At 64.1% G+C, this 18,928-nt stretch carries 16 protein-coding genes; all 16 read right to left on the reverse strand.

All coding sequences use genetic code 11. From position 1 onward, the window contains the following. Positions 1-6: 6 nt before the first annotated feature. Positions 7-924, reverse strand: coding sequence for a UDP-3-O-acyl-N-acetylglucosamine deacetylase (gene lpxC / locus HWY05_RS36910; protein WP_035548829.1), 918 nt, complete (start codon positions 922-924; stop codon positions 7-9). A 277-nt stretch (positions 925-1,201) separates the two neighbouring features. Further along, positions 1,202-1,705, reverse strand: coding sequence for a peroxiredoxin (locus HWY05_RS36915; protein ID WP_035548832.1), 504 nt, complete (start codon positions 1,703-1,705; stop codon positions 1,202-1,204). A 251-nt stretch (positions 1,706-1,956) separates the two neighbouring features. Further along, entirely contained in the window at positions 1,957-3,159 is a 1,203-nt protein-coding gene (gene ftsZ / locus HWY05_RS36920; RefSeq protein WP_035548835.1) for a cell division protein FtsZ, read from the reverse strand. Between the two features lie 121 nt (positions 3,160-3,280). Continuing rightward, positions 3,281-4,513, reverse strand: coding sequence for a cell division protein FtsA (gene ftsA, locus HWY05_RS36925; protein WP_007180311.1), 1,233 nt, complete (start codon positions 4,511-4,513; stop codon positions 3,281-3,283). A gap of 27 nt (positions 4,514-4,540) precedes the next feature. Then, on the reverse strand, positions 4,541-5,293 hold the full coding sequence (locus HWY05_RS36930) for a cell division protein FtsQ/DivIB (RefSeq protein ID WP_035548837.1): 753 nt from the start codon (positions 5,291-5,293) through the stop codon (positions 4,541-4,543). 24 nt (positions 5,294-5,317) lie between these two features. After that, positions 5,318-6,259 (reverse strand): D-alanine--D-alanine ligase, encoded by a 942-nt coding sequence (locus HWY05_RS36935; protein WP_176061401.1) that lies wholly within the window; start codon positions 6,257-6,259, stop codon positions 5,318-5,320. Between the two features lies 1 nt (position 6,260). Beyond that, the gene (gene murC, locus HWY05_RS36940; RefSeq protein ID WP_035548845.1) at positions 6,261-7,661 is read right to left on the reverse strand and encodes a UDP-N-acetylmuramate--L-alanine ligase; all 1,401 of its coding nucleotides are present in this window, start codon (positions 7,659-7,661) and stop codon (positions 6,261-6,263) included. Further along, on the reverse strand, positions 7,658-8,788 hold the full coding sequence (murG, locus tag HWY05_RS36945) for an undecaprenyldiphospho-muramoylpentapeptide beta-N-acetylglucosaminyltransferase (protein ID WP_035548847.1): 1,131 nt from the start codon (positions 8,786-8,788) through the stop codon (positions 7,658-7,660). Before murG ends, murC begins: the two co-directional genes overlap by 4 nt. Beyond that, positions 8,785-10,065: a putative lipid II flippase FtsW gene (gene ftsW, locus HWY05_RS36950; RefSeq protein ID WP_035548849.1), complete on the reverse strand. Its 1,281-nt coding sequence runs from the start codon at positions 10,063-10,065 to the stop codon at positions 8,785-8,787. Before ftsW ends, murG begins: the two co-directional genes overlap by 4 nt. Then, positions 10,062-11,576, reverse strand: coding sequence for a UDP-N-acetylmuramoyl-L-alanine--D-glutamate ligase (gene murD / locus HWY05_RS36955; protein WP_176061402.1), 1,515 nt, complete (start codon positions 11,574-11,576; stop codon positions 10,062-10,064). Before murD ends, ftsW begins: the two co-directional genes overlap by 4 nt. Before the next feature lie 24 nt (positions 11,577-11,600). Further along, positions 11,601-12,770 (reverse strand): phospho-N-acetylmuramoyl-pentapeptide-transferase, encoded by a 1,170-nt coding sequence (gene mraY, locus HWY05_RS36960; RefSeq protein ID WP_035548854.1) that lies wholly within the window; start codon positions 12,768-12,770, stop codon positions 11,601-11,603. A gap of 17 nt (positions 12,771-12,787) precedes the next feature. Then, complete coding sequence (gene murF / locus HWY05_RS36965; protein WP_176061403.1) at positions 12,788-14,218, reverse strand: UDP-N-acetylmuramoyl-tripeptide--D-alanyl-D-alanine ligase; 1,431 nt, start codon at positions 14,216-14,218, stop codon at positions 12,788-12,790. Beyond that, a complete protein-coding gene (locus HWY05_RS36970) occupies positions 14,215-15,765 on the reverse strand; it encodes a UDP-N-acetylmuramoyl-L-alanyl-D-glutamate--2,6-diaminopimelate ligase (RefSeq protein WP_176061404.1) in 1,551 nt (516 codons plus the stop codon). The genes murF and HWY05_RS36970 overlap by 4 nt, the downstream gene beginning before the upstream one ends. Beyond that, on the reverse strand, positions 15,762-17,627 hold the full coding sequence (locus tag HWY05_RS36975) for a penicillin-binding protein 2 (protein WP_035548861.1): 1,866 nt from the start codon (positions 17,625-17,627) through the stop codon (positions 15,762-15,764). The genes HWY05_RS36970 and HWY05_RS36975 overlap by 4 nt, the downstream gene beginning before the upstream one ends. After that, on the reverse strand, positions 17,624-17,974 hold the full coding sequence (ftsL, locus tag HWY05_RS36980) for a cell division protein FtsL (protein ID WP_176061405.1): 351 nt from the start codon (positions 17,972-17,974) through the stop codon (positions 17,624-17,626). The genes HWY05_RS36975 and ftsL overlap by 4 nt, the downstream gene beginning before the upstream one ends. Further along, on the reverse strand, positions 17,971-18,924 hold the full coding sequence (rsmH, locus tag HWY05_RS36985; RefSeq protein WP_176061406.1) for a 16S rRNA (cytosine(1402)-N(4))-methyltransferase RsmH: 954 nt from the start codon (positions 18,922-18,924) through the stop codon (positions 17,971-17,973). The genes ftsL and rsmH overlap by 4 nt, the downstream gene beginning before the upstream one ends. Positions 18,925-18,928 lie beyond the last annotated feature (4 nt).

The following is an 18,928-nucleotide window of genomic DNA, read 5'->3' on the forward strand; positions in this document are numbered from 1 at the left end:
AATGCGTTATGCAAACGCCGTCTGCGTTTCATACGCGAAGCCGCGCGGCGCCTTCTGCGTGTCGTCGAAGGTGACGATTTCGTACGCGTCTTCATGCGCGAGCAACTCGCGCAGCAGCGCGTTGTTCAGGCCGTGGCCCGACTTGTACGCGTCGTACGAAGCCAGCAACGGATGGCCGATCACATACAGATCGCCGATCGCGTCGAGCATCTTGTGCTTTACGAACTCGTCGTCGTAGCGCAAACCGTCGTTGTTCAGAATGCGGTATTCGTCGAGCACGATCGCGTTGTCCATGCTGCCGCCGCGCGCCAGGCCGAGTTCACGCATCATTTCCACTTCATGCGCAAAGCCGAACGTACGCGCACGAGCGATTTCGCGCACATACGACGTATTGGCGAAATCCACTTCCAGCGACTGGCCAGTTTTATCCACCGCCGGATGACGGAAGTCGATCGTGAATTTGAGCTTGAAACCAAAGTACGGATCGAGACGCGCGAATTTATCGCCGTCACGAATTTCGACCGGCTTGGTGACCTTGATGAATTTCTTCGCCGCGTTCTGCTCTTCAATCCCCGCCGACTGGATCAGAAACACGAATGAACCGGCGCTGCCGTCCATGATCGGGATTTCTTCAGCGGTGACGTCGACGTAAAGATTGTCGATGCCAAGACCGGCGCAGGCGGACATCAAATGTTCGATCGTCGAAACGCGCGCGCCGTCTTTCTGCAACACCGAAGCCAGACGCGTATCGCCGATCGACAAAGCCGACGCGGGAATGTCCACCGGCGTGGGCAAATCCACGCGTGAAAACACAATGCCGGTGTCTGCCGCCGCCGGGCGAAGCGTCAATTCGACCTTGCGGCCGGAATGCACGCCGATGCCGACGGTCTTAACGATCTGTTTAATAGTGCGCTGCTTCAGCATGGTGATCTTCTATTCGATTGAAAATCCCAATCGGGACTTTTTGTTCCATAGCACGAATTATACTCCAATACCCTATGGAGCGTCTTTGCGCGGAACGTATCAATCTGTTTCGCTGCATTACCCCGGGGGCGCCAATCAGGGAAAGCGTGACGGGCCGATATCCGGAACGGAGGCGTTTCCGGTCATCGGCCCGCGTAACGGCCTGTCACAAAAGCGTCTTATCGACCGTTGCCCTGCCACAACATGCGCTCGGGGCGAAGGTCGGGACGCCGCGTAACTAGCTCAACGTTGCGAGGATACTCCCTGCATCGCTAACCTCGAATTTGCCGGCAGCCTCGACGTTCAACGTCTTGACCACGCCGTCGTCGACCACCATCGCGTAGCGCTGGGAACGGATTCCCATGCCGCGCGCCGACAAATCCTGCTCAAGACCAAGCGCCCGAGTGAAAGCCGCGCTGCCGTCCGCCATCATGCGCACCTTGCCCGAGGCGTGCTGATCGCGTCCCCACGCGCCCATTACGAACGCGTCGTTGACGGACACGCACCAGATTTCGTCGATGCCCGCCGCGCGCAACTGCTCGGCGTGCCCGACATAGCCCGGTACGTGTTTGGCCGAACAGGTCGGCGTGAAGGCGCCCGGCAACCCGAAGATCACCACGCGCTTACCCGCCGTCTGCTCGCGCACGTCGAAGCTGTTAGGCCCGATCGTGCAGCCCGCCCGCTCGTCTTCGATCAACTCGAAGAGCGTCGCGTCGGGCAGCTTGTCACCTGTCTGAATCATGCTCGGTCCTTTGCATCGATGCGAAGCACGCTCGCACGCTGTCGTGTCGCAGTGAAGTCAATCGCGCCAGCCCTAACACCGGCTGCGCGCCCCGGCGACAGTCGCCCACTCCGCTTCGCGAATCCGAAGAGGGCAGTTGTCCTTGCCGCGAATCTAACGATACGCGGCCTGTTCGCCGTTCACCCGCCACGCTCGTGCATTCGTCCGCCAGCGCTTCCAGAAGAAGCGCGGCAACGAAAGCCTGCTCGCGCTCAGTCCGCCTGCTTGCGCAGGAACGCCGGAATGTCGTACGTGTCGACGCCCTTTTCCTGCAGCGCCTGCACGTGCGAAGCCGCCGTGTCGCGCGAGGTGCGCCACACTGCCGGCGTATCCAGCGCGCCGTAGTCGGCGGTGCTCGCGTGCGACGTCGACGGCGCGTACGCAGCGTGCTGCATCGTGCTGATCGGCTGGTTGTCGGTGCCGGTGCGCAGCAACGTCATCGGTGCCGATTGCTGCTTCTTCGCTGCACGGCCCAGACCCGTTGCCACGACCGTCACGCGCAGCGCGTCGCCCATTGCGTCGTCATAAACAGCGCCGAAGATCACCGTGGCGTCTTCCGCCGCGTAGCTCTTGATGGTGTTCATCACTTCACGCGTTTCCGACAGACGCAGCGAACGGCTCGACGTGATGTTGACCAGCACGCCGCGTGCGCCCGACAGATCCACGCCTTCCAGCAGCGGGCTGGCGACAGCCTGCTCGGCGGCCAGACGCGCGCGATCGACGCCGGCAACCGTCGCCGTGCCCATCATCGCCTTGCCCTGCTCGCCCATCACCGTCTTCACGTCTTCGAAGTCGACGTTCACCAGACCGTCGACGTTGATGATTTCCGCGATGCCGGCAACTGCGTTGTTCAGAACGTCGTCTGCGCACTGGAAGCACTTGTCCATCTCGGCGTCATCGCCCATCACCTCGAACAGCTTGTCGTTCAGAACGACGATCAGCGAGTCGACGTGATCCTCCAGTTGCTGCGAACCGGCTTCTGCCACACGCATGCGCTTGCCGCCTTCGAACTCGAACGGCTTGCTGACCACGCCAACGGTCAAGATACCCATTTCCTTGGCGATCTGCGCGACCACCGGTGCGGCACCTGTACCCGTGCCGCCGCCCATACCGGCCGTGATGAAGACCATGTGCGCGCCGCGCAGTGCGTCGGCGATGCGTTCACGGGCTTCTTCCGCTGCCGCGCGGCCCATTTCCGGCTTGGCGCCAGCGCCCAGACCCGTGTTGCCGAGCTGGATCACCGCAGTGGCGCGCGAACGCGACAGAGCCTGCGCGTCCGTGTTCATCACGATGAAGTCGACGCCTTGCACGCCTTTGTTGATCATGTGCTGAACGGCATTGCCGCCAGCGCCACCTACTCCGACCACCTTGATGATGGTGCCGTTCGTTTCGGTTTCCAGCATCTGGAATTCCATGTTGCCTCCGTCAAGATAAAAAATTTACAGCCACTCGGCCGTTATTCGGCAGGAGATCGGGCAACCCCCTGTCGCGCGCCGGCCGCCGGCACCAGCGCGAGTTTTTTTTAAAGCGAAATCGTTAGAAGTTGCCGAGGAACCAGTCCTTCATCCGCGTGAAGACCTGACCCATCGACCCCGACTGCACCGCGACCTTGCGGCCGCGCATGCGTTGCGAGCGTCCTTCGACGAGCAGGCCCATTGCCGTCGAGTAGCGCGGGTTGCGCACCACGTCGGCGAGACCGCCCGCGTATTCCGGCACGCCAATGCGCACCGGCTTCAGGAAAATGTCCTCACCCAGTTCGACCATGCCGAGCATCATCGACGCGCCGCCGGTCAGCACCACGCCGGAGCTCAGCAGTTCCTCGTAACCCGACTCGCGCACCACCTGCTGCACGAGCGAAAACAGTTCTTCGACACGCGGCTCGACCACCGCCGCCAGCGCCTGGCGCGACAGCGTGCGCGGACCGCGCTCGCCGAGACCCGGCACTTCGATCATTTCGTCCGGATCGGCCAACGCTTGTTTGGCGATGCCGTAATCGACCTTGATGTCTTCCGCGTCCGGCGTCGGCGTGCGCAGCGCCATCGCGATGTCGCTGGTGATCTGGTCGCCGGCAATTGGAATCACCGCCGTATGACGGATCGCGCCTTCGCTGAAGATCGCAATGTCCGTCGTGCCGCCGCCGATATCGACCAGCACCACGCCGAGTTCTTTCTCGTCTTCGGTCAGCACCGCCAGCGACGACGCCAGCGGCTGCAAGATCAGATCGTTCACTTCGAGGCCGCAGCGGCGCACGCACTTGACGATGTTCTGCGCCGCGCTGACCGCGCCGGTGACGATATGCACCTTCACTTCGAGGCGAATGCCGCTCATGCCGATCGGCTCGCGCACATCTTCCTGACCGTCGATGATGAATTCCTGGGTCAGGATATGCAGCACCTGCTGATCGGTCGGGATGTTGATCGCCTTGGCCGTTTCGATCACGCGCGCCACGTCGGTCTGCGTGACTTCTTTTTCCTTGATCGCCACCATGCCGCTCGAATTGAAGCTGCGGATATGGCTGCCGGCGATCCCGGTGAAGACGTTGGTGATCTTGCAGTCGGCCATCAGTTCGGCTTCTTCGAGCGCGCGCTGAATCGATTGCACGGTGGCTTCGATATTCACCACCACGCCTTTCTTGAGCCCCTTCGATTCGCTCTGGCCGAGGCCGATCACCTCGTAGTGACCTTCGCCCTTTAACTCGGCGACGATGGCCACGACCTTCGACGTCCCAATGTCGAGGGCGACCAGCAGATCTTTATAGTCTTTACTCATAGCGTGCTCATTGCGTGTGATGTCCGTTTACTTCTTGCCCTTGTCGGGTTCGCTGATAAAGCGCATGCCAGCGGCACGAATCGCGAAACCGTTCGGATAGCGCAAGTCCGCATACTCGATATCCTTTCCCCAACGTTGCGTCACCGCGTTCCACGCCGCGGTCAGGCGCTTGCTGCGATCGAGCAGCGTGTCCTGATTGCGTTCGCGCCCGAGTTCCACCTGCGTTCCGTTCGACAACTTCACCGTCCACGCATAACGCGGCGACAGCGTCACTTCATCCGGCGTCGCGCCCAGCGGCGCGAACCACTTCTGAAAATCGTGATAGCGCGCGACAACTTCTTTGGCCGTGCCGTCCGGACCGTCGAACGCGGGCAGATCTTCTTCGAGCTCGCCCTGGTTCGCCGTGAACAGCTCGCCGTCGACGCTCACCAACTGATCGCTGCCCCACGTTCCCAGCGGTTTGTACTCCTCCAGCGTGACAGCCAGCGCATTCGGCCAGACACGCCGCACGCTCGCGTGACGCACCCACGGCATCTGCTCGAACGCCTGCCGCGCGACGTCGAGATCCACCGTGAAAAAATTGCCCTTCAACCGCCCTACTACCCCGGCGCGCACCGTCGGTGAATTGATGTGCTCGGTGTCACCGTCGATCTGGATTTCGCGCAGCGCGAAATTCGGACGCTGGATCAGCCAGTAACCGCCCGCCGCCAGCAGCACGAGCACCAGCAACACGTGCAGCGCGTTGGCGGCGAAATTGAGCTGGCGAACGTTGTTCCACATGGTGTTGCTTTCGGGTCGCCCCGGTTAGTCCTGCAGCGTCAGCGCCAACACGCCGACAACCAGATCCTGATAGCTGATGCCCACCGCGCGCGCCGCTTTCGGCGGCAGCGAGTGATCGGTCATGCCAGGCGCCGTGTTCACTTCCAGAAAATACGCATTGCCGTCAGCGTCCATCATGAAATCGGCGCGGCCCCAATCGGTGCAGCCGAGCACGTCGAACGCGCGGCGCGCCAGCACTTTCAGGCGCGCTTCTTCTTCGGGCGCGAGTCCGCACGGAATCAGATACTGCGTGTCGTTCGCGATGTACTTCGCGTGATAGTCGTAGAACTCGCCGGCCGGAACGATGCGGATCAGCGGCAGATCGAGATCGCCGGCAATGCACGCGGTGTACTCGCCGCCGCCTTCAATGCTCTTCTCGACCACGACGATCCTGTCGTACTTGATCGCTTCCAGTAGCGCGGCCGGCAATGCGTCCGCGCTCTTCACCTTGATCACCGCGACGCTCGACCCTTCGCTCGCCGGCTTCACGAACAACGGCAAGCCGAGCTTCGCGACGATGTCCTGCGCGCGCGCCGCGTAATCGTCGCCGCGCAGCACGGTTTCGAACGGCGGCGTCGGAATGCCGAGTTGCTGCCACACGAGCTTGGTGCGGAACTTGTCCAGACCGAGCGCCGAGCCGAGCACGCCGCTGCCGTTGTACTTGATGCCGTAGAAGTCGAGCGCGCCCTGAATCTGGCCGTTCTCGCCATAACCGCCGTGCAACGCGATGAACGCGCGGTCGAAGCCTTCCGCCTTCAACGCGCCGAGCGGACGCTCGGACGGGTCGAACGGATGCGCGTCGATACCCGCGTCGCGCAGTCCTTGCAGCACCAGGCGGCCGGACGTGAGCGACACTTCGCGCTCAGCGGATTCACCGCCGAGAAGTACTGCCACCTTGCCGAATTTTTTCGGATCGATACCGCTCATCTCACACCTTCGTTTCCTGAGCCAGGCGACCCGGCACACCGCCGATCGAACCCGCGCCCATCGTGATCACCACATCGCCGGCGCGCACCACTGCTGCGAGCGCGTCCGGCACTTCGTCCACCGAATCGACAAACACCGGTTCGACCTTGCCCGTCACGCGCAGCGCGCGCGCCAACGCACGGCCGTCCGCGGCGACGATCGGCGCTTCGCCGGCCGAATAGACTTCGGTCAGCACGAGCGCGTCGACGGTCGACAGCACCTTCACAAAATCTTCGAAGCAGTCACGCGTGCGCGTGAAGCGGTGCGGCTGGAACGCCAGCACCAGACGCCGGCCCGGAAACGCGCCGCGCGCCGCCGCCACCGTCGCGGCCATTTCGACCGGGTGATGACCGTAATCGTCGACCAGCGTGTACGTGCCGGCTTTGCCTTCGGTCTCGACCGGCACTTCGCCGTAACGCTGGAAGCGTCGGCCCACGCCGTTGAAATCCGCCAGCGCTCGCTGGATATCGGCATCTTTCACTTCAAGTTCAGTCGCAATCGCAATGGCGGCCAGCGCATTCTGAACGTTGTGCTCACCCGGCAGGTTCAGCACGATGTCGAGCGGCGCCGCATCTTCACGCATGGCGGTGAAATGCATCTTGCCGTCGTGCGCCGTGACGTTGACCGCGCGCACCTGCGCATCGGGCGCCAGACCGTAACGAATGATCGGCTTCGACACGAACGGCAGGATTTCCTTCACGTTCGGATCGTCGACACACAGCACCGCGATACCGTAAAACGGCAGACGGTGCGTGAACTCGATGAACGCCTGCTTGAGCCGCGCGAAATCGTGGCCGTAGGTGTCCATGTGATCGGCGTCGATGTTCGTGATGACTTCGATCACCGGGAACAGATTCAGGAACGACGCATCGGACTCATCCGCCTCGGCGACGATAAAGTCGCCCGTACCCAGACGCGCATTCGCGCCCGCGCTGATCAGCCGGCCGCCGATCACGAAGGTCGGGTCGAGCCCGCCCGCCGCCAGCACGCTCGCCACCAGCGAGGTGGTCGTGGTCTTGCCGTGCGTACCGGCAATCGCAATGCCCTGCTTCAGACGCATCAGTTCGGCAAGCATCACCGCGCGCGGCACGATCGGAATGCGGCGATGACGCGCGGCCAGCACTTCCGGGTTGTCGCTGCGCACCGCGGTCGAAACGACCACCGCGTTCGCGCCTTCAATGTTCTCCGCCGCGTGACCGATCGCGATCCGCGCGCCGAGGTTCGCGAGGCGATCGGTGATCGCGTTGCTCGTCAGATCCGAGCCGCTCACCTGATAGCCGAGATTGACCAGCACCTCCGCGATGCCGCTCATGCCGACACCGCCGATGCCGACAAAGTGAATATGTTTGACGATGTGTTTCATTGCTTTCCTTCTGGGCTCGCGCCCGAAATCGAACCCGCCACAGTCGCGCAAATCTGCGCGACCTGCTCGGTGGCGTCGGGTTTCGCGAGCGAGCGCGAACGCTCCGCCATCTCCGCGAGACTTGCCCGCGTCTGGCTGCGCAACCAGTCGGCGAGCATTTCCGCCGACAGATCGCGTTGCTGCACGACCAGCGCCGCGCCGTTACCGGCGAGGAACGCTGCATTGGTTGTTTGATGATCGTCTACTGCAAACGGGAACGGCACGAAGAACGCCGCCACCCCAACCGCTGAAATCTCCGACACCGTCATTGCGCCCGAACGGCAGATCACCAGATCGGCGTTCGCATACGCGCTGGTCATGTCGTCGATGAACGGCACGAGTTCGACGCTCGATGACGCGCCCTCGACCGCTTGCAAACCGGCTGCCGCGTAGTTCTCGCGCAGCGCGTCGATATGCTTCGCGCCCGCCTGATGCACGATGCGCGGCCGCTCGTTCGGCGCGAGCAACGCCACCGCGCGCGGCACCACTTCATTCAGCGCCGCCGCGCCCAAACTGCCACCCACCACCAGCACATTTAGCGGACCGCTGCGTTGCGCGTAGCGTGCTTTGGGTGCAATTGCGCGCGCAAGTTCCTCACGAATCGGATTTCCTGTCCATTCGCCATGCGGCAATGCATTCGGGAACGCAACCAGCACGCGCCTGGCAAGCTTCGCGAGCACCTTGTTGGCGAGCCCCGCGATCGAATTCTGTTCATGCAGCACCAGCGGACGACCGCTCAACGCGGTCATCAAACCCGCCGGAAACGTGATGTAGCCGCCCATGCCGAGCACGACATCCGGCTTCACGCGACGCAGCACGGAAAGACTTTGCGTGCAGGCGCGCAGCAGATTCAGCGGCAGCATCAGCTTGGTCTTCAGACCTTTGCCGCGCAGTCCGCCGAAGCGCACGTATTCCATCGGGATGCCATGCTTCGGCACCAGCGTCGCTTCCATGCCCGCGGGATTGCCGAGCCATACGACCTTCCAGCCCCACGCCTGCATCAGGTGCGCGACCGCGAGGCCCGGGAACACGTGTCCCCCGGTGCCGCCGGCCATCACCATCAGCGTGCGTTGCGGCGCTGCGGTCATACCTTCCCTCCGCGCATCAACACCCGGTTCTCGTAATCCACGCGCATCAGCACCGCCACCGCGACGCAGTTCAGCAAAATGCCCGAGCCGCCGTAACTGACGAGCGGCAACGTGAGACCTTTGGTCGGCAGCAGGCCGAGGTTCACGCCCATGTTGATAAAGGTCTGCGCGCCGAACCAGATGCCGATGCCCTTCGCGACCAGGCCCGCGAACGTGCGGTCGAGCGCGAGCGCCTGACGGCCGATCTCGAACGAACGGCGCACGATCCAGTAGAACATCAGGATCACCACCAGCACGCCGACAAAACCGAGTTCCTCGCCGATCACCGCGAGGATGAAGTCGGTATGCGCTTCCGGCAGATAGTTGAGCTTCTCGACGCTGCCGCCGAGGCCCACGCCGAACCACTCGCCGCGCCCGAAAGCGATCAGCGAGTGCGTCAATTGATACGCCTTGCCCTGCGCGTAACGGTCGTCCCACGGATCGAGGTACGCGAAAATCCGCTCGCGGCGCCAAGGCGACGCCCACACCAGCAAGCTGAACGTGCCCACCGCCGTGGCCACCAGGCCGCCGAACAACTTGCCGTTCACGCCGCCGAGGAACAGCACGCCCATTGCGATCGCCGCGATCACCATGAACGCGCCCATGTCCGGTTCGAGCAGCAGCAACGCGCCGACGAGGCCGACCGCGACCGCCATCGGCAGAAAGCCTTTGGCGAAACTGTGCATGTATTCCTGCTTGCGCACCGTGTAGTTCGCGGCGTAGATCGTCACCGCGAGCTTCATGATTTCCGACGGCTGCATGTTCGTAATGCCGAGCGGAATCCAGCGGCGCGCGCCGTTCACGCCCTTGCCGATGTGCGGAATCAGCACGATCACCAGCGCGAACAGCGAGATCAGGAAGAGCTTCGGCGCGTACTTGTCCCACGTCGAGATCGGAACGCGGAACGCGACGATGCCGATCACCGAGCCGAGCACCACGAACAGAATCTGCCGCGCGAGAAACGCCCAGTCGCGGTACGACGAATACTTTGGCGAATCCGGCATCGCGATCGACGCTGAATACACCATCACGACGCCGAGTCCGAGCAGCGCGACGACTACCCACAGCAGCGAGTGATCGTAGTCGAGCATCCGCGAGCGCAGCGGACGCACGCCGCTGACGGCGCTCGCCAGCCCGCTGCCCGTGCGGCCGCCGACGCGCGCCGCGCCGCCGCCCGAGGCGCCTTCGCCGGCGCCAGCGCCCGCGGTGCGTGAACCGAAGCGTTCCGACCAGCTCATATCATCGTCCCCCGTTCGGCCGCGATGTCTTCCACCGTGCCGCGAAATACTTCGGCGCGGTGCGCGTAACCCGTGAACATGTCGAAGCTCGCGCAGGCCGGCGACAGCAGCACGGCGTCGCCCGGTTGCGCCAGCGCGGCGGCGGCACGCGTCGCGTCTTCTAGTGTGGCGTGGTCCGTCAGCGCGATGCCGGTGTGTTCCAGCGCGGCCCGAATCTGCGGCGCGTCGCGGCCGATCAGCATCACGGCACGACACCAGCGCATGACCGGCGCGGCGAGCGGATCGAACTCCTGGCCCTTGCCGTCGCCGCCAGCGATCAGCACCACGCGTTGCGCGAGGCCGTCGAGCGCGGCAACCGTTGCGCCGACGTTGGTGCCCTTGCTGTCGTCCACGTAATCGATGCCTTCGATCGACGCGATCAATTCCACCCGATGCGGCTCGCCACGGTATTCACGCAGACCGTGCAGCAGCGGTGCGCCCGGCAGGCCGACGGCGCGCGTGAGCGCGTACGCGGCCAGCGCGTTCGCGGCATTGTGCAAACCGCGAATGCGCAAGGCGTCCGCCGGCATCAAGCGCTTCAGCGCGATATTCGGCAGCGCCGCGACTTCGTTCTTGCGACGGCGCTTGGGCACCGGCTCATCGCTCGCGTCGCGGTCATGCGCTTCGACCAGCCAGACAATGCCGTTCTCGCGCAGCAAACCGTAGTCGCCGTCGTTCTTCGGCTCGGTGACGCCGAACGTCACGACCTCGGCCTCGCTCTCTCCCGAAGGCACGAGCGACATCACCCGCGCGTCGTCGCGATTCAGCACGCGTACCGTTTGCGGTCCGAAGATGCGGCCTTTCGCGGCGGCATACGCATCGAGCCCGCCGTGCCAGTCCAGGTGGTCTTGCGTGATGTTCAGCACCGCGGCCGCGTCCGGTGCGAACGTGTGCGCGGTTTCGAGCTGGAAGCTCGACAGTTCCAGCACCCACACGTCGGGCAGCGCGGTGTTGTCGATCGCTTCGCTGAGCTTGTCGAGCAACGACGGGCTGATGTTGCCCGCCACCGCGATCTTCTTGCCGGCGCGTTCGCACAGCAGGCCGGTCAGGCTCGTCGTCGTGGTCTTGCCGTTGGTGCCGGTGATCGCAATCACCTTCGGCGCGTAGCCGCTTTCGCCGAGCGTCTGCAACGCCAGCGAGAACAGTTCGAGTTCGCCCCACACGGGAATGCCTTGCTCGCGCGCGGCGCTGATCAGCGGCAGCAGATCGGCGGCGAGCGGCGAGAGACCCGGGCTGATCGCCACGAGTTCGATACCGTCGAGCAACGCCGGCGAAAACGCGCCGCCGACGAATTCGGCATCGACGCGGTGCGCTTCCAGCGCGGACAGGTTCGGCGGCACCTCGCGCGTATCGGCCACACGCAGCCGACAGCCGTGCCGCGCGCACCAGCGCGCCATCGCGAGACCGGATTCACCCAGTCCCAGCACGAGCACCATCGGCTTTTGCCGATCCCGAAACTTCTCGCCGAACATCGCCTGCTTCCCTTAGAACCTGCTTTAACGCAACTTGAGCGTGGACAAACCGAACAGACACAACATGAGCGTGATGATCCAGAAGCGCACAACGACTTGCGTTTCCTTCCAGCCCGACAATTCGAAATGGTGGTGCAGCGGCGCCATCTTGAAGAGACGCCGCCCTTCGCCGAAACGGCGCTTGGTGAATTTGAACCACGTGACCTGCAGCATCACGGACAGCGTCTCGGCGACGAAAATGCCGCCCATGATGAACAGCACGATTTCCTGACGCACGATCACCGCGACCGTGCCGAGCGCGCCGCCGAGTGCCAGCGCGCCGACGTCGCCCATGAACATCTGCGCCGGATGCGTGTTGAACCAGAGGAACGCGAGCCCGGCTCCGCCCATCGCCGAACAGAAGATCAGCAATTCCCCCGCGCCGGCGATATGCGGGAACAGCAGGTACTTCGAGTAGACCGAGCTGCCCATCACATAGGCGAACACGCCGAGCGACGCGCCCACCAGCACGACCGGCATGATCACGAGGCCGTCGAGGCCGTCGGTGAGATTGACCGCATTGCTCGAACCGACGATCACCAGATACGTCAGCACGATGAAGCCCCACACGCCGAGCGGATAGCTGATCGACTTGACGAACGGCAGCATCAGATCGGCGCGCGCCGGCAAGCCCATCGACAAACCACTACGCACCCACGCCATGAACAGGTCGTAGACCCGCACGTTGTTCGCTTCGGACACGCTGAACGCCAGATAGACCGCCGCGAACAGGCCGATCACCGACTGCCAGAAATACTTTTCGCGCGACGACATGCCGCGCGGGTCTTTGTAGACCACCTTGCGGTAATCGTCGACCCAGCCGATCACGCCGAAGCCGAACGTAACCAGCATCACGATCCAGATGAAGCGGTTGGTCAAATCGGCCCACAGCAGCGTGGCCACCGCGATGCCGAGCAGAATCAGCACGCCGCCCATGGTCGGCGTACCCGATTTGATGAGGTGCGATTGCGGACCGTCTTTACGAACGGCCTGACCGACCTTCATCGCGGTCAGCTTACGAATCACCGCCGGGCCGCAGACGAGCCCGATCAGCAGTGCGGTGATGGTGGCCATCACCGCACGGAATGTCAGATAACTGAACACGCGCAAGAAGCTTGCGTCATTCTGCAGCCATTGCGCCAGCGCCAGTAGCATGCTTCGGTCCTTCTAGTTCAATGTGCGGCGGGCATCGTGCCCGCTGCGTTGGGTTGTGGACTCGTCACGGCGTCCACCACGCGTTCCATTTGCATGAAGCGCGAGCCTTTCACGAGAAGCGTTGCCGCAGAACCGAAACCGGCCTGCTGCAATTGCACGACCAGCGTGCCGACATCGGGCACGTGGTGCGCGTCCGCGCCATACGCGGTGCAGGCGTCGCGCGAGGCGTCGCCCATGGCGTACAGCGCGTCGATACCGCGTTCCTTCGCGTAGGCACCGATTTCGCGATGAAACGCCGGACCGTTGTCGCCGACTTCACCCATGTCGCCCATTACCAGCACGCGCGGCGAGGCGCACGACGCGAGCACGTCGATCGCGGCGCGCATCGAGTCGGGATTGGCGTTGTAGGTGTCGTCGATCACGGTGGCGCCGGTCAGCGCGCCGACGGCCGCCCGCTTGACCTGCAAGCGGCCTTTCACAGCGCCGAACGATTCGAGACCGCGCTTGATCGCGTCGAGCGAAACGCCTGCAGCCAATGCGGCAGAAGTCGCGGCCAATGCGTTGTGCGCGTTGTGATTGCCGAGCACTTGAAGCGTGACTTCGACGTGACCTGCCGGCGTGTCGATGCGCAACACGTTGCCGTCGAACGTACCTTTGACGGCGGCTTCGCTCACGCGCTCGGCGGAGTTCAGCGCGAAGTCCATGATGCGGCTGCCGGTGGCGGCCACGCGCCAGATGCTCGCGTAGGCGTCGTCGGCCGGGAACACGGCCACGCCTTCCGGCGACAGCGTGTGAATCACGCTGGCGTGTTCGAGCGCGACCGCTTCGACGGTCGCCATGAATTCCTGATGCTCGCGCTGCGCGTTGTTCACCACGGCGACGGTCGGCTCGGCGAGCTTCGCCAGCAACGAGGTTTCGCCCGGATGGTTCATGCCAAGTTCGACCACCGCCAGCCGATGCCCGGCGTGCAGACGGAACAGTGTGAGCGGCAAGCCGATGTCGTTATTGAAGTTGCCGGCCGTGGCGAGCCGGTTTTGTTCACCCACGGCGGCGGCGAAGATCGACGCGATCATTTCCTTGACCGTGGTCTTGCCGTTGCTGCCCGTTACCGCGACGAGCGGCAGACTGAACCGGCGACGCCAACCGCGCGCGAGCGCGCCGAGCGCAACGCGCGTATCGGTCGGCACGAGCAGCGACGGCACGCTCCAGTCCGCCGGCGTGCGCGTGACCAGCGCGGCCGTGACGTTGCGCGCCGCGACTTGCGGCAGGAAGTCGTGCGCGTCGAAACGCTCGCCCTTGATCGCGATGAACAGATCGCCCGGGCCGGCGCTGCGGCTGTCGGTCGACACGCGCTCGAAAGTCACGCTGTCGTCGCCGAGTACGGTGGCGCCCGGAATTAGCGCGGCGGCTTCACGCAGCGAGAACATGGCATTTCCTGACTGGCTCATTCGCCACCCCCGCGTGCATGCGTCGCGCGCGCGGCAAGCGCGAGGCGAGCGTGATCCTGATCGGAGAAAGCGCGTTTCTTACCCATGATTTCCTGTGTTGCTTCATGCCCCTTACCGGCCAGCACGATGACGTCTTCGCGCGCGGCAGTGCGGATCGCTTGCAGGATCGCGCTCGCGCGGTCTTCGATGCGGCGCGCCTTCGACGCGTCCTGCATGCCCGCGGCGATCTGTTCGAGGATCGCTTGCGGATCTTCGCTGCGCGGGTTGTCGCTGGTCACGACCACGCCGTCGGCGAGCCTTTCGGCGATCGCGCCCATCAGCGGACGCTTGGTCGCGTCGCGGTCGCCGCCGCAGCCGAACATGCAGATCAGTTCGCCGCCGCGCGCGGCCGCCATGGGGCGCAGCGCTTCGAGGGTTTTTTCCAGCGCGTCCGGCGTGTGGGCGTAATCGATCACGACCAGCGGCTCATCGTTCTGCAAGCGGCCGCCCAGGCGCTGCATGCGGCCGTTCACCGGTTCGAGCTTCGACAGTTCGGCGAGGGCGGCGTCGAACGGCACGTCGGCGGCGAGCAGCGCGCCGAGCACGCCGAGCAGATTGCTCACGTTGAACGCGCCGAGCGTTTGGACTTCGACGTCAGCCTTGCCCCAATCGGATGTGGTCAGATGGAATGCGGTGCCGGTGGCCGTGGCGCGCACGTTCGACGCGAGCAGCCATGCGTCGGCCTGCGGCACATCTTGCGTGGTGGCGCCGTCGAGGCCATAGGCGATCGTGCGGGCGTGACCTTGCGTGCTGGCGAGCAGGCGGCGACCGGCGGCATCGTCGCGATTGATCACGGCCGCGCGCAGTTCCGGCCACGCGAACAGACGCGCCTTCGCTGCTTCATACGCCGCGAAAGTGCCGTGATAGTCGAGATGGTCTTGCGTGAGATTCGTGAACACGGCGATGTCGAACGCCGTGCCGTTCACGCGGCCTTGATGCAGCGCGTGCGACGACACTTCCATCGCCACCGCCTGCGCGCCGGCATCGCGTAACTGCGCGAGGCTGCGTTGCAATTGCGGCGCGTCGGGGGTCGTGAAACCGGTATGCACGAGTTGGCCCGGCAAGCCGGTGCCGAGCGTGCCGATGATCGCGCAGCGCTTGCCGAGCGCGGTCAGCGCCGCCGACACCCACTGGCTGCACGACGTCTTGCCGTTCGTGCCGGTAATGCCGACCGCCAGCATCGCGTCACTCGGGTCGCCGTACCAGCCGCTCGCAATCGAACCAGCGAGTTCGTTCAACGCCGGCACGGCTAGCGTGGTGTCTTGATCGATCGACTCGGCAAAACCCTCGGGCTGCACCAGCACCGCGGCCGCGCCACGTTCGAGCGCGCCGTCGATAAACGGGCGGTTGTCCGCGCCATCTACCGCGTAGGCGAAAAATGCGTCGCCTGCTGCGAGCGAGCGCGTGTCGGCGTGCAGATGCGCGTCTGGCTGCACGCGTGCGTGCAGCCAGGTGAGCGCGTCGGCGATCTGCCGGTGAGCGGGATGGTGCTTGCGCAATGCGCTCATCGCACAACTCCCGGATGGCTTTTCGCGGAGACGGAAATCGTCATCTTCTTGGCGCCGGCGCTCGTGGAAAGTTTCTTGGCAACGGCGGGCGTGGCCGGTGCGTTCGGCGCGGGCGGCGCCGAATCGTCCGACACCACCATCTGCTTGACCGGCATGTCCGGCGGCACGTTCAGCGAGCGCAGCGTGTCGCCGACGATCGCCGAGAACACCGGACCCGACACCTGACCGCCGAAATGGCTGCCTGCCGTCGGTTCGTCGACCGACACGGCGACGACGATGCGCGGATTCGGCATCGGCGCCATGCCGACGAACGACGCGCGGTATTTGGAGTGGTCGTAACCATGCGCGCCGTGCTTGTACGCAGTACCGCTCTTGCCGCCGACGCGATAACCCGGCACGGCCGCATCCGGCGACGTACCGCCCGGCGCGGTGACGGTTTCGAGCATGGCGCGCACTTCGCGAGCGGTGGTCGGCGCGAAGATCTGCGGACCCGTGGCCGGCTGATCGTTCGACGTACGGAAAATCGACACCGGCATGATCTCGCCGTCGTGCGCGATGGCGGTGTAGGCGCGGCCCAACTGGAACAGCGACACCGACAGACCGTAGCCGTACGACATGGTCGCCTGCTCGATGCGGCGCCAGCTCTTCCACGGCCGCAGACGGCCCGCCGCCGCGCCCGGGAAGCCGACCTTCGGCGCCTGGCCGAGACCGATGCTGGTATACATATTCCACATCTCTTCGGGCTTGAGCTGCATGGCGATCTTCGTCGCGCCGATGTTGCTCGACTTCTGGATCACGCCGCCCACGGTCAGCACGCCGAACGCGCTGTCGTCGGTAATCGGCGCACCGTCCAGCACAAAGCGGCCGCCCCCGGTATCTACCAGTGTAGTCGGCGTGACGCGGTGCAGATCGAGCGCGAGCGACACCGTGAACGGCTTCATGATCGAGCCCGGCTCGAACGTGTCGGTCAGGATGCGGTTGCGCAGTTGATCGCCGGTCAGGTGCGAACGGTCGTTCGGGTTGTACGTCGGGTAATTGACGAGCGCCAGCACTTCGCCGGTCCGCACGTCGATCACCATCGCCGCGCCGGCCTTCGCCTTGAATTTCTCGACGGCCGCCTTCAGGTTCGTATAGGCGATGTACTGGATCTTGCTGTCGATCGACAGGTCGACGTCTTCACCGTTGTGCGGCACGACCTGCTCGTCCACATCTTCAATGATGTGGCCCATGCGGTCCTTGATCACGCGGCGGCTGCCCGACACGCCGGCGAGCAGCTTCTGGTCGCCGAGTTCAACGCCTTCCTGGCCTTCGTCTTCCACGTTGGTGAAGCCGATCAGGTGAGCCGTGATCTCGCCTTCCGGATAGAAGCGCTTGTATTCGTCGCGCGCGTAAATGCCCGGAATGTCCAGCGCGCTCACTTTCTCCGCCACGTCCACCGGCACCTGGCGCTTCACGTAGACGAAGTTCTTGTCTTCCGACAGCTTGGCGCGCAGTTCCTTGTTCGTCATGCCGAGCAGTTGGCCAAGCGAGTTCAGCTTGTCCGCGCCGAGATCGTCGGGCACCGATTCGGGAATCGCCCAGATTGCGCGCACCGGCAAGCTCGTGGCGAGCACGAGACCGTTACGGTCGAGAATCTTGCCGCGCGTGGCCGGCAGTTCGAGGCGCCGTTGATAGCGGATTTCGCCCTGCTTCTGATAGAACGCGTTGCCCGGACCCTGGATCCAGAACGCGCGCCCGGCCAGCGCGACGAACGCCATGAACAGCATGAACACGACGAGTTTCGAGCGCCACATGGGCAGGCGCACCGACAGGATCGGGTTGGCCGAGAAGGCCACGCTCTTGCGAGTCGACGATTTTTTCATCGCACGCCTCCGCGACGGTTCGCCACCGGCGCCGAGGCCGGACCGGAAGTCGGGATCGGTGCGTCCTCAGCCTTGACGGCGCCCGGGTCGAGTGTCAGGTACTGGGTGCGGCCGGTCGTGACCGATTGCATTTTCAGCGAGTCGGTCGCGAGTTGCTCGATGCGCGAGGTCTTCGACAACGCGCTCTGCTGATATTGAAGCTGCGAATAGTCCTGCTGCAGCTGATGCTCCTGCGATTGAGCACGCTGCAACTGGATAAAGATCTGTCGCTGCTGATTGGTCGCGTTGACAACCGACAACGCGCACCCCATCACGATGATCAGCAGGAAGATATTGAGGCGGTTCATGGCGCGATCCGCTCCGCCACACGCATCACGGCAGAACGGGCGCGCGGGTTGGCGGCGACTTCAGCGTCGCTCGCGAACACACGGCCGATGATTTTGAGCGGGGGGCTCGGCAGATCGACGGCGCGAATCGGCAGGCGACGATCCACCTGAGGCGTACTGGCGTGCGCCTGCAGGAATCGCTTGACGATCCGGTCCTCGAGCGAATGAAAGCTGATGACCACCAGCCGCCCCCCTTGCTCCAACAGCGACAACGCTGCTTCTAAAACGACTTGCAGCTCCGCAAGCTCTTGATTGATGTGAATCCGTATAGCTTGAAAGGTGCGGGTTGCCGGATCCTTGCCCTTCTCACGGGTTTTGACGACGTTAGCCACGATTTGGGCAAGGTCGCCCGTGCTGACGAGAGGCCCAAGACGGTCGGACTCTGCCCGGCGAGCAACAAGCGCCTTTGCAATCTGAAAAGCAAACCGTTCTTCCCCATAATTTCGTATCACCTCCGTCAATTCCTGCACCGTGGCCCGCGCCAGCCAGTCAGCCGCGGACTCGCCGCGCGTCGGGTCCATGCGCATGTCGAGCGGGCCGTCGGCGCGGAAGCTGAAGCCCCGCTCCGGATCGTCGATTTGCGGCGACGATATGCCCAGATCCAGCAAGATGCCCGACACGCGCCCTACGCCACGCTCCGCAACCGCGGCGCGCAGTGAAGCAAAACTCTCGTGCACGATGCTGAAGCGCGGATCCGCGATCTGCTGCGCCGTGGCGATGGCGAGCGGATCTTTGTCGAACGCGATCAGACGCCCCGACTCGGCCAGCTTCTCCAACACCAGGCGGCTGTGACCACCGCGCCCGAACGTGCCGTCCACATAAACGCCATCCGCGCGATTAACCAGCGCGTTGACCGCTTCATCCAACAGCACCGTGCGATGCTGCAATTCGTTTCCCATCGCAGGTGCCATATAT

The organism is Paraburkholderia sp. BCC1876 (genome assembly GCF_902833695.1).
GTDB lineage: Bacteria > Pseudomonadota > Gammaproteobacteria > Burkholderiales > Burkholderiaceae > Paraburkholderia.

Coding starts and splice junctions, on each gene's coding strand:
- murF (WP_176061403.1), bottom strand. CDS start 14,218: ATGAGCCAGTCAGGAAATGCCATGTTCTCGCTGCGTGAAGCCGCCGCG.
- ftsA (WP_007180311.1), bottom strand. CDS start 4,513: ATGAGTAAAGACTATAAAGATCTGCTGGTCGCCCTCGACATTGGGACG.
- lpxC (WP_035548829.1), bottom strand. CDS start 924: ATGCTGAAGCAGCGCACTATTAAACAGATCGTTAAGACCGTCGGCATC.
- HWY05_RS36930 (WP_035548837.1), bottom strand. CDS start 5,293: ATGTGGAACAACGTTCGCCAGCTCAATTTCGCCGCCAACGCGCTGCAC.
- HWY05_RS36935 (WP_176061401.1), bottom strand. CDS start 6,259: ATGAGCGGTATCGATCCGAAAAAATTCGGCAAGGTGGCAGTACTTCTC.
- murD (WP_176061402.1), bottom strand. CDS start 11,576: ATGTTCGGCGAGAAGTTTCGGGATCGGCAAAAGCCGATGGTGCTCGTG.
- mraY (WP_035548854.1), bottom strand. CDS start 12,770: ATGCTACTGGCGCTGGCGCAATGGCTGCAGAATGACGCAAGCTTCTTG.
- rsmH (WP_176061406.1), bottom strand. CDS start 18,924: ATGGCACCTGCGATGGGAAACGAATTGCAGCATCGCACGGTGCTGTTG.
- HWY05_RS36975 (WP_035548861.1), bottom strand. CDS start 17,627: ATGAAAAAATCGTCGACTCGCAAGAGCGTGGCCTTCTCGGCCAACCCG.
- ftsZ (WP_035548835.1), bottom strand. CDS start 3,159: ATGGAATTCCAGATGCTGGAAACCGAAACGAACGGCACCATCATCAAG.
- ftsL (WP_176061405.1), bottom strand. CDS start 17,974: ATGAACCGCCTCAATATCTTCCTGCTGATCATCGTGATGGGGTGCGCG.
- murG (WP_035548847.1), bottom strand. CDS start 8,788: ATGACCGCAGCGCCGCAACGCACGCTGATGGTGATGGCCGGCGGCACC.
- HWY05_RS36915 (WP_035548832.1), bottom strand. CDS start 1,705: ATGATTCAGACAGGTGACAAGCTGCCCGACGCGACGCTCTTCGAGTTG.
- HWY05_RS36970 (WP_176061404.1), bottom strand. CDS start 15,765: ATGAGCGCATTGCGCAAGCACCATCCCGCTCACCGGCAGATCGCCGAC.
- murC (WP_035548845.1), bottom strand. CDS start 7,661: ATGAAACACATCGTCAAACATATTCACTTTGTCGGCATCGGCGGTGTC.
- ftsW (WP_035548849.1), bottom strand. CDS start 10,065: ATGAGCTGGTCGGAACGCTTCGGTTCACGCACCGCGGGCGCTGGCGCC.